Here is a 14,505-nt window from a genome sequence, read left to right on the forward strand (position 1 = left end):
CGTCACAGTATCTGTCACAGCGCCATCTGCAAGCCCTGCACTGTCTTGGCTCGTCCGCCCGAGTACGGATGTCTCCGGGCCTGACTGTCGTATGCCCAACGCCGATAAGGGCCCCTTTGCAGAGCCCGGTCACTGAGACAGTGCGACGTTGGTTTGGCAGGCATCTGCTGATGCGGGGAAACCCTGTCGGTGGCAGTCCGAACTCAGCTATGGTTGCCTTGTTTTGGCGGTGTCCCCCCAGGATCACCGATCAAACGGAAAGGTCTTGTTGCTCCCAAACGGCCGTGAGCGAGCGCTCTCCGATCCGCATCAGGCGGAACAATGTTGCAGAAATGGCTGACGGATCCTCGCTGTCGATCGCAGCGGTGACGTCCCGCGCAATGCGCGCCATCGCCGTCATCCCGATCTGATCCGAAATCGCAATCAGCGATCGCGCGCTTTTGCGCAGGTTGGCCATATCATTTTGACGCCAGAGCCGTTCGCAATGAGACAGGCGCACTGCCAGCTCTTCAATTGCGCGACAGATGACATCTTCTGCCCCGGCTTCGCCAAGTTGCGCATAGAGCTCCGAGAGTTTCTCGGAATCCAGGCGCACGTTTTCCTTGTGTATTACTGTGAGTATCTGAGCCACCACATTAAACCCCATTATTCATGCCCCCACGGCACGATCCAAAATTGCGCCTCAGAAGTTTTCAAAAGGTTTCCACGCAGGTAGCCAAATCTCTCGAATTTGGTAACAATCCTTGGTAACAGACCTCGCATAAGGTCATTTGAGGAATAACTTATGGAATTCGCCAAACCTCTCCCCAGCTATCTGGTGACGCGCTATCACGGCTGGAAAGCGACCACCTACAGCGAGAACCAAGGCTGGTATCGGCGGCTTGCCAGCGAAGGTCAGCGTCCCCGTGCCATGGTGATTTCCTGCTGTGACAGCCGCGTGCATGTGACCTCCATCTTTGGGGCTGATCAGGGTGAGTTCTTTATCCACCGAAATATCGCCAACCTCGTTCCGCCCTATCAACCGGATGGGGATCATCACGGGACCAGCGCAACGGTCGAATATGCCGTGACCGTTCTCAAGGTTGCGCATCTGATCGTGCTGGGTCACTCGCAATGTGGTGGTGTTCAGGGCTGCATCGACATGTGCAAAGGCCATGCGCCGGCTCTTGACGCCAAGGAGAGCTTTGTCGGGCGGTGGATGGACATCCTGAAACCGAAATTCTCTTTGGTGGAAGATATCGAAGATGCCGATGCGCAGGCCCGCCAGTTTGAACGTCAGGCGGTTGTTGCGTCTCTGGAAAACCTGATGACATTTCCCTTTATTGACAGTGCTGTACGCGACGGAACCCTGAGCCTGCACGGTCTTTGGACGGATATCGGTGAGGGCGGTTTGGAATGTTACGATCCGCGTGCCGGGCGATTCCAGCCTGTGTGATCAGCACATTCTGTCCCGATAAGACAAAGCCCTCTCGCAGCGATGCGGGAGGGCTTTGATTTGCTTGCAGGTGGGAGCGATCAGGCCACGGCAGAGGTCATACCTGCGCTCATCTGAAGCGCGGCCTGAGTGTAGCCACCAGCCGCCCCATCAACAAAATGGACGTGATCGTCCCGCATCACCGAGGGCACGATGCAGGTGACCAGTGCTTCGTCTTGTTGATGAAGGCCATAGCGGACCAGCCGCGCAGCGGCCGCGCGTTCCAGGATATCGGCAAGGGCCGCGCGCACCTCTTCGGGGCAATCGAGCGTAAGTTTCAAACCGTCATCGAATTTGCGGTAGTCGGCATTGGCGGCGAGCATATGGCGGTAGTGCGATGCGTCAAATCCAGCCAGAGGCTTTTTGCGCGACAGGGCAAAGGCGGCAAAGGCACTGATTAGAAATACTTGCAGTTTTTTCCAAATCACCGACCCCTGACCGCGGAAAATCCGGGCCTCCAGGTCAATGCCGGGCGGTGGAAAACTGAAATCTGGCCCCTCAGCGGGAACAGGATGGCCGCTGCGCTGTAGCTGTTCCGCAACAGCGAGGACCTCGCTCGTGATTCTCTCGAAGCTGCCAGAAGGCGCGCCGGGAACAGGTTGCACCACCACGGACAGGATCATCCCGTTGCGCGCAGGGATTGTATTCCAGCGGCAGGAAAGGCCGGTCAGGTCAGGCGGGTCCGGCAGCTCGGCGGGGGCGACCTGAAAACCGCCTGCCTTCATCTGTTGTTCCGCCCAAGTCAGGCCGCCACCGGAAAACATTGCGTAGTCTGCTGCATCTGACACCGCATAGCGCGCAACCGTGACATCAAGCCCTTCGGCCCGGATCCATGACACCGGCAAAAGCGCGGCGCGCAGGTCGATATCGAATTCTGCACTGGCCCAACTGCGCAACCGGCTAAGAACATCGCGGGCGGTATCTGCGAATTCGGGTGGCACGGCAAAAGATGCACCATCACCGCCAAAGATATACGGGAACGACGTGCCTCTCATCGCATTGATCATAGCGGCAATCGCAGAAGCGCCGATGGTGTTGACCGTTTTGTACCGTCCCTTGGCGATAAGCTCTGAGGAATTTACGATATCGCAGCAGCCGACCATCCAGTCGCGCGGCAGTGGGGTAAACGCGCCGCTCCGCGTCAAAGCAGCGAAATCCTTGCTTGGCGAAAGGTTTTTGTAAAAATCGTCCTGGGCCATTGGGGTAAATGCCTCCTGTCGAAGGATAGGGTAGCGCGGTTTCAGATCACGACCATTCACGGACTGGTGGTTTCGCACCCTTGTGCAACGGTGCGAAATCGCCACTGTGAGTTCAACCATATCAGGAGGAGGCAGAGCAATGCACATCGGCTTGATCATCTTGTGTCTGGGCTATGTGCTCAGTCAGTTTTATCGGGCGTTTCTCGCTGTGCTGACGTCTGCGCTGGAAACCGACATCGGCACCACACCCGAAGATCTGGCGTTCGCCTCTGGTCTTTGGTTTCTGACATTTGCCGCTATGCAGCTACCGGTGGGCTGGGCCCTGGACCGCATCGGGCCGAGCCGAACGGCGGCGGCCCTGTTGCTTGTGGGCGGTGGGGGTGGTGCGCTCTTGTTTGCGGTTGCAACTGCGCCGATCCATGTCAGCCTTGCGATGGTGCTGATCGGTGTTGGCTGCTCTCCGGTTCTGATGGCGTCCTACTACATCTTTGCGCGCCAGTATCCGCCGCGCCAGTTTGCAACACTTGCGGCCGTGATGCTGGGGGTGGGGTCGCTTGGGAATTTGGTGGCCTCTTATCCGACGGCATTGGCTGTGGAATGGGTCGGCTGGCGTGGCACCATGATCGGACTGGCGGTGGTTTCTGCGCTGGTGGCTGTTGGTATAGGCGTTACGGTCCGGGATCCGGAAAAGGTCAGCGCGCCTGATGATGCGCCCAAAGGGTCGGTTCTTGATATTCTCAGAATGCCGGTCCTGTGGCCCATATTTCTGCTGATGTTGGTCGCCTATGCCCCCTCTGCGGCACTGCGAGGGCTGTGGATCGGCCCCTACCTGAGCGACGTTTTCAACATGAGCCGCGCGGATGTTGGGCTTGCCAGCCTCGCGATGGGGATCGCGATGATCCTGGGAACCTTTGCCTATGGGCCAATGGACCGGCTGCTGGGTACTCGCAAGGGGGTAATCCTGGGAGGCAACCTGCTGGGTGGTCTGGCTCTTTGTGGGGTGATGATGTGGATCGACGGGCCGGTGGTTCTGGTTATCGCGCTCTTGGCTGCGGTTGGCTTTTTTGGCGCGTCTTTTCCTGTGATCCTTGCACATGGGCGGGCTTTTGTTCCGCCGCATCTGGTCGGGCGGGGTGTCACGATGCTCAACTTCTTTGGAATTGGCGGCGTGGGAATCATGCAGTTCGCCAGCGGACGGCTCCATGCGAAAATGGCCGGTGCGGACCTTTCTGTTCCCTATTTTGCGATTTTTGCCTTCTTCACGATCTTTTTGGCGGTCGGATGCGCAATATATCTGCTCAGTCAGGACCGGTTGGACTGATCCGGCCTTTCATACTGAGGCCAATATCGATATGACACCGCAGCCGGCCACAGGGCCGGATACAATTGGAGAAACAAAATGGGTTATCGCGTCGTTATCGCTGGCGCCACGGGCAACGTGGGTCGCGAAATGCTGAACATTCTGGCTGAGCGCCAGTTTCCTGTGGATGAGATTGCAGTTCTGGCGAGCCGCAAATCCCTCGGCACCGAAGTCACATTCGGCGACAAGACACTGACAACCCAGGACCTGGACACGTTCGACTTTGCAGGCTGGGACATGGCGCTTTTTGCCATCGGTTCCGATGCGACGAAGAAATACGCGCCCAAGGCTGCGGCGGCGGGCTGTACCGTCATCGATAACTCTTCGCTCTATCGCTACGATCCGGACATCCCGCTGATCGTACCGGAAGTGAACCCGCAGGCCGTGCACGGCTATGCCAAGAAAAACATCATCGCCAACCCGAACTGCTCTACCGCGCAGATGGTTGTGGCGCTGAAGCCGCTGCATGATCGTGCCAAGATCAAGCGCGTGGTGGTATCGACCTACCAATCCGTTTCCGGCTCCGGCAAGGAAGCGATTGACGAGCTGTGGGATCAGACCAAGGCGGTTTACAATCCGACGCAGGACGTGCCGCCGAGCGTCTACACAAAGCAGATCGCGTTCAACGTGATTCCGCACATCGACGTTTTCCTGGACGACGGTTCGACCAAGGAAGAATGGAAGATGGTGGCGGAGACAAAGAAGATCGTCGATCCGTCGATCAAGGTCACGGCGACCTGCGTGCGTGTGCCGGTGTTTGTCGGTCACTCCGAATCGATCAACATCGAATTCGAAGACTTCCTTGACGAAGACGAAGCCCGCGACATCCTGCGTGAGGCGCCGGGCATCATGGTCATCGACAAGCGCGAAGACGGTGGCTACGTCACCCCGATCGAATGCGTTGGCGACTTTGCAACCTTCATCAGCCGCATCCGTCAGGATTCGACCATCGACAACGGTCTGAACCTGTGGTGCGTCTCTGACAACCTGCGCAAAGGCGCGGCCCTGAATGCCGTGCAGATCGCAGAACTTCTGGGTCGCGAAGTCCTGAAAAAAGGCTAATCTGCTATCCTTCCAGATAGAGGGGCGTCTCGAAAGAGGCGCCCCTTTTACTGTTTGTACAGCTATTTCTAGCAGCCTTGGTGTCACTAGTCTGAAGGGGAGGTCAATTCCGGACCAAAGGGGATCAGACGATGACGACATACACCACACACCTGCCAGGCCAATCGGGCGAAAGTGCATGGGCTTCGGCGCGCATGTCCGCGCGATTGGATACTGAAATGGCTGTTCAGCTTCGCATGGTTCTGAATGAGAGCTTCAGAACCGCGAAATCCTGGGTGGACCTGTTTCAGGCCCTCCGCGACAAAGGGTTTTACCTTCAGCATCGTAGCGGCCGCACTCGGCTCAAGGATTGCCACAGCCATGTGGAAATCTGCACCTGCCGGTTCCTCGGCTATCCGACAAGCGAGCTGGAAAACCGGTTCGGGGCAAAAATGCCTGTCCGCCCGGCATGATGGAAGGCATATCGCCTATCGTTGCCCGCGCAAGCGACCAACCACACCGGTTGGAAAGAAATAGACGCTGAGGATAAACAAAACTCCCAGCCACAAGAGCCAGCGATCCGGGCTGAACAGCTCCGGCAGAATGGGCAGTCCTTCTGTCATGCTCGACAGGCCACTCATCAGGTTCTGCAGATAGTTCTGGGCAAGGACAAACAACGTGGCCCCGATCACGGCTCCGTAGATCGTTCCCATGCCGCCGATCACGACCATCAGTAGAATGTCGATCATTATTTCCATCGACAGGGTGGTGTCCGGCCCGACGTATCGCAGCCAGATCGCATAGAGAGATCCGGCCAAGGCGGCCACCGCAGCAGAGAGACAGGTTGCCGTGACGCGGTATATCACCACCCGGTAGCCAATGGCTTCTGCGCGAAAATCGTTTTCGCGGATGGCCTGGAGGACGCGGCCAAACGGTGAATTCACAATCCGCAACAGTGTCAGGAACAAGATGAGGCTGCCGCCGAAGATCAGGTAATAGGTGAGAAGTTTGCCGTTCAGCTTGACGCCAAGAAGCTCTCCGCCAAAGAGGTCTTTACCGAATTTGAATGCTGGTCCCAGCTCGCGCGGGATCTTGAATGTAAGACCGTCCTCGCCTCCGGTTACAGACGAAATCTGGCTGACCAGAACGGCCACAGCGGATGCGACGGCGAGGGTGATCATTGCAAAAAAGATCGCCCGAACCCGCAGGGAAAACAGACCAATCACCAGCGCAAGGGCCGCTGCCAGGATTGCACCGAGGCCTGCTCCGATGATCAGGGAGTCAAATCCGCGGCCCAGATGGGTAGAGCTGAGCGCAACACCATATGCGCCGATGCCAAAAAACATCGTATGGGCAAAGCTGACAATACCGCCATAGCCCAGCAGCAGGTCATAACTGGCGACCAGGACAACAAAGATACAGATCCGGGCGGCCGTGTCGACTGTGCGGACCCCCGGAAAAAGAAACGGTGCAAAGGCCAGACAGATCAGGATGACAAGCAGAATTGCGCCCAGAAACTTGGATCGTGGCATATCGCCAGACAGGAGAGAGCGGATCATTTTGCCTTTACCACCGGGATCATGCCCATCGGGCGCCACATGAGGATCGCGACCATTAGCGCGATGTTGGAAATCAGTGCGAGTTTCGGCTCAACAAAGGCGATGTAGTTTTGCAGAAGGCCGACAAGAAGAGCGCCAACAAAACATCCCTCGACAGAACCAAGCCCGCCAATAATCACGACGATGAAGATCAAGATCATTGCCTGATTGCCCATATGGGCGGTGATGACCTCCTGGTAGAGACCCCACATCACTCCGCCCAAACCGGCCAGTGCAGAACCGGCAATGAAGACGCCGACAAAAACCAGTCTCAACCGGTACCCAAGGGCCGCCACCATTTCACCGTTTTGGACACCTGCCCGTACGATCAGACCAATTTTGGTACGGCGCAGCACGAACCGCATCGCGGCAAAGACCACAAGCCCGACGCCGACGGCCACCAGACGGTATTTTTCAATTGCCGCATCCCCAAATGTCAGCGCGCCTTTCAGTGTCTCAGGGCGGGTGAAATAGATCTCTTCTGGCCCCCAGAGGACGATAATCAGCTGTTCTGCGATAATGAGCCCGCCCATCGTAACGAGGATCTGGCTGAGGTGATTTCCGTAGACGGGTTTCACGATCACCCTCTCAAAGGCCCAGCCCATTGTTGCCGTGGCGGCCATCGCGGCGAGAACGGCAGCGAGAACCGCCAGTAGGTTTAGCCCAAGAGACGGAGCCCCGGTCATCTGCCCCAGCGCCAACAGAACAGAGATTCCGACAAAGGCCCCCACCGAGACAAAGGCGCCGTGCCCGAAATTGATGACGTCCATCAATCCGAAAACCAACGTCAGGCCAGAGGCCATGATGAAGATCATCATTCCCATCGCCAGCCCGGAGACGGTCAGCGTCAGCCAGCTTGCCGGGTTCTGTACGGCGAGGAAACCGGCAACGGCCAGCGCGGGAACCAGCAGGAACGGCGCATAGGGCGCGAGCCGGTCGCGTAGCGTTGTGCGCGCCATCGTCGGCGCATGTTCGGGGGCCGCGGTCATGGGTGGTATCCTGCCGGGTTGGAATAGGCTGATTGGGTCACGTCGAATGCGCCTCCATGCTCAATCCCATCAGTTGCTCCTGTAGACGAGCGTCGTTGGCGAGCGCCTCCATCGCACCCGACCAGATTACCCGCCCGTCATCCATCACGTTGGCCGTGTCACCCAACGCTTTGGCCACGGCAAAATTCTGCTCCACCATCAGGATCGATGCGCCCTGATCCTTCAAATCCTTGAGCGCACGCGCCATCGTGGAAATGATCGCCGGCGCCAGGCCCTTGGTGGGTTCGTCAATCAGATAAAGCTTGCGTTCTTCGGCCATCGCGCGGGCAATCGACAACATCTGTTTCTGCCCACCCGACAGCGTTCCTGCCTCAGACTTCCAAAAGGTTTTGAGAGGGGGAAAGGCGGCAAAGATCCAGTCCAGGCGCGCGGGGTCGATCGGGCCGGAAATAGCTGCAAGGATCATGTTTTCTTCAACGGTGAGGTCCGCAAAGATGCCCATATCTTCGGGCACGAAACCAAGGCCCGCACGGGCGATGGCAGCGGTCGGCAGTTGGGTGATATCCTGTCCATCAAACAGGATGCGACCCTCATGCGCGCGCCAGTGGCCGATGACGCTGCGCAGGGTCGTTGTCTTGCCCACCCCGTTGCGGCCAAGCAGCATGGTTACACCGCCCCGCGGCACCACCAGATCGACCCCCTGCAGGATGTGATATTGGGCAATATTGGTGCAGATGCCTTCGATTTTGAGAATGGGATCAGACATCAGCCAAAATTCCTTCCAGTCCGCGTCCCATATAGGCCTCCTGCACGACGTCAGAGGCCATGACCTCGGCTGGTGCCCCATCTGCAGCAAGGGCGCCGTTGTGCAAGACGATGATCCGATCTGCGAGCGTGCGGATGACGTCCATCTTGTGTTCGACCAATAGGATCGCCCGGTCCCCCTGCGCCTTGAGCTGCGCTATGAGATCAAGAACAATCGGCGCTTCGTCCACGCTCATGCCAGCGGTGGGTTCGTCAAACATGTAGACAGCCGGGTCCAGGGCAATCAGCAGTGCCACCTCCAGCTTGCGCTGGTTGCCATGCGAAAGTTCAGAGACGGTCTGATTGCGTTCCTCCAGCAGGCGAACCTGTTGCAGGATGTTCTCAGCCTGCTCGGTCAGATCTGTGTGGTGGGACACCATTGACCACAGATTAAATCCGCGCTCAGCCTTGGCCTGTACGACCAGTCGCACATTCTCCAGCACGCTCAGGTCAGGAAACAGGTTGGTTAGCTGAAAGGCCCGTCCGATCCCGGCTTTGGTCCGCGCAGAGACGGGATGGCCCGAAATATCCTTGCCGTGCAGCTGAACAGTGCCCCCAGATGCGGGGATCTGGCCTGAGATCAAATTGAAATATGTCGTCTTGCCTGCTCCGTTCGGGCCGACAATTGCTGTCAACTCTCCGGCATTGAAAGCGCAGGTGACATGATCGACCGCGACATGGCCACCAAAGCGGACGGTCAGATTGGTTGTGCTCAGAATGGGTTCGGGCATCGCTGACCTGTCAGATCCTTGGGTCGGTTGCCGGGGCACACGGTGGGTCGCACCTGTGCCCCGGCTGGCTGAAACAGTTTAGCGTTTTGGCTTACTGATTGCGGATCGGAACTGGCAGATCATCGATGCCGAGCTCGCGGACCAGTTCAGGGATAGCCCATTCCACACCGTCCTCAACCCGCAGCTTGAAATGGTACATGGATTGCAGGGCCTGATGGTCCTCTGCGCGGAAACGCATGGTGCCCTTGGGGGTTTCCCATTCCATGCCTTCCATCGCTTCGATCAGGGCTTCTGTATCGGTAGAGCCAGCCTTCTTGATCGCCTCAACGGCCGCGATGCCAGCTGCCATCCCACCTGCCGTGAAAAAGTCCGGCGGGCTGTCGAACCGTTCAAAATGGGTTTTGACCAGCCAGTCATTCACCGGATTGTTGGGCAACTCGTAATAGTAATAGGTGCCGCCTTCCATCCCTTCAAAGTCCTTGAAGCCTTTGAGCGCGGCGAGAATGTTGCCGACACCGGCAAACTCAATCCCGAAGCGGCCCGGATCCATGGCGTTGATCTTTGCCCAAGGGTTGCCTCCGCCTGCCCAGATGATGAACAGTTTCTTCTCGCCTTCCAGATCCTTCATCGCGTTGAAGATGCGCTCTCCGGCGGCCGTGAAATCGGTTGTGTCGGTGGGGGCGAATTCTTCGTGCACGATCTCATGGCCCTGTGCGGCGAGCGCCTCACGGAAGGCCGCGATACCGTCCCGGCCAAACGCATAGTCCTGGGCGAGGGTTGCGATATGCACATTCTCACCGGCGAGTGCGATTGCACTGGCGACCGCATCCTGCGACGAGTTGCGCGAGGTGCGGAAGATGTAGCGGTTCCAATTCGCGCCGGTGATCGAGTCTGCAACCGCAGGTTCGACAATCAGCAGTTTTTCGTATTCCTCAGCAACCGGCAGCATGGCCAGTGCCACACCCGAGCTGACCGGGCCGATGGCCAGATCAACTTCGTCGTCGCCATAGGCCTCTTCCAGCAGGGCCTTGCCGTTTTCCGGTTTGAGCTGGGTGTCCTTTTCAATCACGACGATCTTCTCGCCGTTGATTTCCATGGTCCCACCGGTCGCGTATTCCAGCCCAAGCATCAGCCCATCATGAGACTGTTTGGCGTAGGCCTCAAATGGCCCCGTCTTGCCATAGATGTGGGCAATCTTGATATCGGCGAGGGCCGACGTTGCCAGCCCTGCGCTGAGAGCCAGTGCAGAGACCACCCCCGCAATCAATGTGCGCTTCATCCTGTTTCTCTCCCTCCTGGCGCACCAGAGGATCCGGTGCGCGCTCTCTCCTGTGGTGTCAGGCTATCGGTAGGGTGTCAAACCGGTCAATTGCGTGGAAATACTTAATTTCCCGCATGGCGGGCGTCGAGGAAGCGTTCAGCAGGTGAACGGCTTACTTTGATTTCCAGCTTTGCGACAGTGCGCGTGCATTCTGGGCAAGGACCAGCACATCAATGCCAACCGCCAGAAACTGTGCTCCCATATCCAGATAGGCCTGTGTTGCTTCTTCGCTCACACCTAGAATGCCAGGGGCAATGCCCGCTGCCTTGATGCGGGTGATGGCATCGGCGATTGCCGCGCGCACCTCCGGATGGGCGGAGTTGCCCTGGTGGCCCATGTCGGTGGATAGATCCGCTGGTCCGATGAAAACACCGTCGATGCCCTCGACCTGCAGGATCTCATCAAGTGCGTCTATCCCGGCGCGGTTTTCCACCTGCACCAGCAGGCAGACTTCCTGATCGGCGGTCTGGATGTATTCAGAGACCGAACCGAACATGGTGGCGCGGGCCGCCGTAGCGCCGACGCCGCGCACGCCCTTGGGCGGATAGTGGCAGGCGCGAACCAGGTCGCGGGCCTGATCGGCGCTTTCGACAATCGGCACCAGCACCGTCTGCGCGCCAGCATCCAGCACCTGTTTGATCATCCAGGTTTCCCCCACTGGCACCCGCACCACCGGGTGGCTGGGCGAAGCCGTCAGCGCGATCAGCTGGTCGCGGATAGAGCGGATGTCATTGGGCGCGTGCTCGCCGTCGATTACCAGCCAGTCGAAACCGCAGGTGCCCATGATCTCGGCGATCTGGCCGTCGGCAAAGCTCATCCAGCAGCCGATCTGGCGCTCACCCTTGGCAAGGGCCTCTTTGAAGGGGTTCTTGGGCGCGGGCATGGGCGGGGCCTCCTGTCAGGCGAAATTTATGGATACGGAACCGAAGGAGCCGAAATCAGCGGCAATCTCCGTGCCCGGCGGGCATTCGATAGGGCGGATGAACGAGCCCGAGAGCACGATATCCCCGGCCTCGATCTGTTGTCCATATTCCGCCATCCGGCGCGCCAGCCACAGGACAGAGGTGACGGGGTCATTCAGAACACCCGCCCCGAGGCCGGTTTCCTCCACCGTCCCGTTCCGGGCCACGATTGCACCCACCCAGCGCAGGTCATGCGCGTCCACCGCGTGGCGCTCCGCGCCCAGCACAACACCCGCGTTGGCGGCGTTGTCGCTGATGGTGTCGGTGATAATGCGGGCCTGGCCGGTTGCCGGGTCGGTGCGCAGGATACGAGTGTCGAGGATCTCCAGCGACGGCGCCACATAATCTGTTGCGCCCAGCACATCTGCGCGGGTGCACTCGGCGCCTGCGAGGGGGGATTTCATGACAAAAGCGATCTCCGCCTCCACCCGCGGCTGAATGAAGCGGCCTGCGGGGACGGTGCTGCCGTTTTCAAACAGCATGTCGTCCAGCAGCACGCCGCTGTCCGGGGTGGTGATGTTCAGCGCCTGCTGCATGGCGCGGCTGGTGAGGCCGATTTTCCAGCCGATCTTCCTGCGCCCGGAGGCCAGTTTTTGCCTGATTAGAGCCTGTTGCACCGCATAGGCATCGTCCAGCGTCATGCCGGGATAGGCCAGCGAGAGCAGGCCGCACAGCTGGCCGGTTTGCTCGGCCTTGAACAATCTGTCGGCGGCTTCCTGGTGCTGCTCCGGGGTCATGCCTCATCCTCAACCGTGTTGCGCAGGATGCCGATGCCTTCGACCTCCACCTCAATCACATCGCCGGGAACTAGGTATTTCGGCGGATCAAACCGCGCGCCTGCGCCGGTCGGGGTGCCGGTGATGATCACGTCGCCAGGCTGCAGGGTTGTGAAGGTGGAGATATAGGCAATCTCCTCTCGGATTGGGAACATCATCCGGGCGAGGGTGTCATCCTGACGGATCTCTCCGTTCACGCGGGTGACGATGCGCGCCTCATCCAGCTGCGCGGCATCGGTGAAGGGCACCAGCCAGGGGCCGATGGCGCCGGAGTTGTCCCAGTTCTTGCCTTGCGTGACGTTGAATTTGGCGTGGCGCACCCAGTCGCGGATGGTGCCCTCATTCGCCAGCGTCAGCGCCGCGATGTGATCGTAGGCGTCTTCCGGCTTGATGCGGCGGCCTGTTTTGCCGATCACCACGGCAACCTCACCTTCGTAATCCAGCGTGTGGTTTTCCGGCGGGCGGATCAGCGGGCGTTCGGCTCCGGTGAAGGAGCGCGGGAAGCGGGGGAACAGGGACATGTGTTTTGGCTGGGCGGAGCCGTCTTTGTACTCCGCGTTGCGGTCGGGGAAGTTGACGCCGACGCAGATGATCTTCTCCGGGTTGGGGACCGGGATTTCATAGGTGAACTCCGTGTGGGTGACTGGTTTGCCCTCGGCGGCCACGGCCAATGCAGGCAGGCCGTCCGCCGCGATCACGTCGCGCAGTGTGGGCCAGTCCGGGAACTGCGGCGACAGGGCGATCATGCCAGCATCTGTCACCGCACCATAGAAGATCTCGCCGTCGGCAGTGTAGGTGGCAAAGCGCATCAGCTCAGGCTCCTTGCGATTTCGGTGATGACGTCGAAGGCCATCATCACGTCTGCCTCAGTCGTCTCAAACTGGCCGGCCTGGAAGCGGATTACCAGATCGCCGTCGAGGCGGGTTTGGGTCAGGTAGATGCGACCGTCGTCGTTGATGGCGTTGACCAGCCGCAGGTTGAGGTCGTCGAGGTCCGCAGCGCCATCAGGAGTGTAGCGGAAGGACCAGAGCGACCACATGGGCGCGCTGGTGATCTCAAAATCAGGCTCTAACTTGAGCTTTTCGTGCAGTTGGTTGGACCAGTTGATGTGGTTGCGCAGCCGCTGGCGCAGGCCCTCCAGCCCGTAGGTGCGGATCAGGAACCAGATTTTCAGCGCGCGAAAGCGGCGGCCCAGCGGCACCGACCATTCGGAATAGTTGATGATGCCATCATGGCCGTGGGTTTTGAGGTATTCCGGGCTGATGGCGAGGGTCTGCACCAGGTCGTCCGGGTTCTTCAGGAAATGTGCGGAGCAGTCGAACTGCACGCCCAGCCATTTGTGCGGGTTGAAGACGATGCTGTCGGCGCGTTCGACGCCGGGCCAGTAGTGGCGGTATTCCGGGCAGATCATTGCGGAGCCGGCCCAGGCGGCGTCCACGTGGGTGTAGAGGCCATATTTTTCGGCGACGTCCAGCACCTGATCCACCGGGTCGGTGGCACCGACACCGGTGCCGCCAACGCAGAGGATGACGCCCGCGGGCTGGTGGCCTGCGGCGAGGTCAGATTGGATGGCGGCCTCTAGCGCGTCGGGGTCCATGCCGCGCCAATCGCCTTTGATCGGCACACGGATCAGGTTCTGCTGGCCGATGCCTGCAACCCAAATAGCGCGGTCGATGGAGGTGTGGACCTCGGAAGAACAGTAGATGCGCAGCGCCTTTTGCCCGAACAGGCCTTGGCTGTTGCCCTGCCAGTTCAGCGCCTTTTCACGCATGGTCAGCACTGCGGCGAGGGTGGCGGAGGAGGCGGAGTCCTGGATGACGCCCTGGAACTGCTCCGGCAGGTCCAGGGCCTGGCGCAGCCAGTCCATCATCCTTGTTTCCATCTCGGTTGCGGCGGGCGAGGTCTGCCACAGCATGCATTGCGGCGCGATGGCCGAGGCCAGGAACTCCGCCAGCACCGAAGGCGCGGCGGCGTTGGAGGTGAAATAGGCAAAGAAGCGCGGGTGCTGCCAATGGGTGATGCCGGGCATCACGATGTCCTCGAAATCGCGGAAGATCGCCTCCATCCCTTCACCGTCCTCAGGCGGGGTTTGCGGCAGGGCGTTCAGCACTTGGCCCGGTTCGGTCATGGCGCGCACCGGGCGGTCGCCGACGGTCAGGTGGTAGTCCTGCGTCCAATCCGCGACCTTGCGGCCCCATTCGGAGAATTCATTCCATTTCATCTCGTATTCCTTTTGTCCGTGCCATCGGC

At 59.4% G+C, this 14,505-nt stretch carries 15 protein-coding genes; 4 read left to right on the forward strand and 11 right to left on the reverse strand.

The window, feature by feature from the left end:
- Positions 1–250: 250 nt before the first annotated feature.
- Positions 251–646, reverse strand: coding sequence for a hypothetical protein (locus NIT7645_RS09035; protein WP_173644451.1), 396 nt, complete (start codon positions 644–646; stop codon positions 251–253).
- A gap of 138 nt (positions 647–784) precedes the next feature.
- On the opposite strand from NIT7645_RS09035, the gene NIT7645_RS09040 reads away from it, so the two are divergent.
- Positions 785–1,435: a carbonic anhydrase gene (locus tag NIT7645_RS09040; RefSeq protein ID WP_046211633.1), complete on the forward strand. Its 651-nt coding sequence runs from the start codon at positions 785–787 to the stop codon at positions 1,433–1,435.
- 80 nt (positions 1,436–1,515) lie between these two features.
- On the opposite strand, the gene NIT7645_RS09045 is transcribed toward NIT7645_RS09040, so the two are convergent.
- On the reverse strand, positions 1,516–2,673 hold the full coding sequence (locus NIT7645_RS09045; protein ID WP_050686749.1) for a DUF3095 domain-containing protein: 1,158 nt from the start codon (positions 2,671–2,673) through the stop codon (positions 1,516–1,518).
- A gap of 139 nt (positions 2,674–2,812) precedes the next feature.
- On the opposite strand from NIT7645_RS09045, the gene NIT7645_RS09050 reads away from it, so the two are divergent.
- The 3 genes from NIT7645_RS09050 (at position 2,813) to NIT7645_RS09060 (ending at position 5,547) form a co-directional block, all read left to right on the forward strand.
- The gene (locus NIT7645_RS09050; RefSeq protein WP_050686751.1) at positions 2,813–3,994 is read left to right on the forward strand and encodes an MFS transporter; all 1,182 of its coding nucleotides are present in this window, start codon (positions 2,813–2,815) and stop codon (positions 3,992–3,994) included.
- Positions 3,995–4,072: 78 nt separating this feature from the next.
- On the forward strand, positions 4,073–5,095 hold the full coding sequence (locus NIT7645_RS09055; RefSeq protein WP_008559088.1) for an aspartate-semialdehyde dehydrogenase: 1,023 nt from the start codon (positions 4,073–4,075) through the stop codon (positions 5,093–5,095).
- Between the two features lie 131 nt (positions 5,096–5,226).
- Complete coding sequence (locus NIT7645_RS09060; protein ID WP_037302636.1) at positions 5,227–5,547, forward strand: hypothetical protein; 321 nt, start codon at positions 5,227–5,229, stop codon at positions 5,545–5,547.
- A 15-nt stretch (positions 5,548–5,562) separates the two neighbouring features.
- Here the strand turns inward: NIT7645_RS09060 and NIT7645_RS09065 are convergent, their stop codons facing one another.
- The 9 genes from NIT7645_RS09065 to NIT7645_RS09105 all read right to left on the reverse strand — a co-directional run bounded on the left by NIT7645_RS09065 (position 5,563) and on the right by NIT7645_RS09105 (position 14,476).
- The gene (locus NIT7645_RS09065; protein ID WP_050674018.1) at positions 5,563–6,633 is read right to left on the reverse strand and encodes a branched-chain amino acid ABC transporter permease; all 1,071 of its coding nucleotides are present in this window, start codon (positions 6,631–6,633) and stop codon (positions 5,563–5,565) included.
- Entirely contained in the window at positions 6,630–7,661 is a 1,032-nt protein-coding gene (locus NIT7645_RS09070) for a branched-chain amino acid ABC transporter permease (protein WP_008560486.1), read from the reverse strand. Before NIT7645_RS09070 ends, NIT7645_RS09065 begins: the two co-directional genes overlap by 4 nt.
- A gap of 37 nt (positions 7,662–7,698) precedes the next feature.
- Positions 7,699–8,427, reverse strand: a complete 729-nt coding sequence (locus NIT7645_RS09075) for an ABC transporter ATP-binding protein (RefSeq protein ID WP_008561932.1) — start codon at positions 8,425–8,427, stop codon at positions 7,699–7,701.
- Positions 8,420–9,196, reverse strand: a complete 777-nt coding sequence (locus NIT7645_RS09080) for an ABC transporter ATP-binding protein (RefSeq protein WP_050686753.1) — start codon at positions 9,194–9,196, stop codon at positions 8,420–8,422. Before NIT7645_RS09080 ends, NIT7645_RS09075 begins: the two co-directional genes overlap by 8 nt.
- A 91-nt stretch (positions 9,197–9,287) precedes the next feature.
- Positions 9,288–10,475: a substrate-binding domain-containing protein gene (locus NIT7645_RS09085; RefSeq protein ID WP_050686755.1), complete on the reverse strand. Its 1,188-nt coding sequence runs from the start codon at positions 10,473–10,475 to the stop codon at positions 9,288–9,290.
- A 154-nt stretch (positions 10,476–10,629) separates the two neighbouring features.
- A complete protein-coding gene (locus NIT7645_RS09090) occupies positions 10,630–11,400 on the reverse strand; it encodes an HpcH/HpaI aldolase family protein (protein WP_050686757.1) in 771 nt (256 codons plus the stop codon).
- Between the two features lie 15 nt (positions 11,401–11,415).
- Positions 11,416–12,216 (reverse strand): 2-oxo-hept-4-ene-1,7-dioate hydratase, encoded by an 801-nt coding sequence (gene hpaH / locus NIT7645_RS09095; protein WP_050686759.1) that lies wholly within the window; start codon positions 12,214–12,216, stop codon positions 11,416–11,418.
- Positions 12,213–13,064: a fumarylacetoacetate hydrolase family protein gene (locus NIT7645_RS09100; RefSeq protein WP_050686762.1), complete on the reverse strand. Its 852-nt coding sequence runs from the start codon at positions 13,062–13,064 to the stop codon at positions 12,213–12,215. The genes hpaH and NIT7645_RS09100 overlap by 4 nt, the downstream gene beginning before the upstream one ends.
- Positions 13,064–14,476: a pyridoxal phosphate-dependent decarboxylase family protein gene (locus NIT7645_RS09105; protein ID WP_050686763.1), complete on the reverse strand. Its 1,413-nt coding sequence runs from the start codon at positions 14,474–14,476 to the stop codon at positions 13,064–13,066. Before NIT7645_RS09105 ends, NIT7645_RS09100 begins: the two co-directional genes overlap by 1 nt.
- Between the last annotated feature and the right edge of the window lie 29 nt (positions 14,477–14,505).

Origin of the sequence: Phaeobacter italicus (assembly GCF_001258055.1) — a bacterium.
Taxonomy (GTDB): Bacteria; Pseudomonadota; Alphaproteobacteria; order Rhodobacterales; family Rhodobacteraceae; genus Phaeobacter; species Phaeobacter italicus.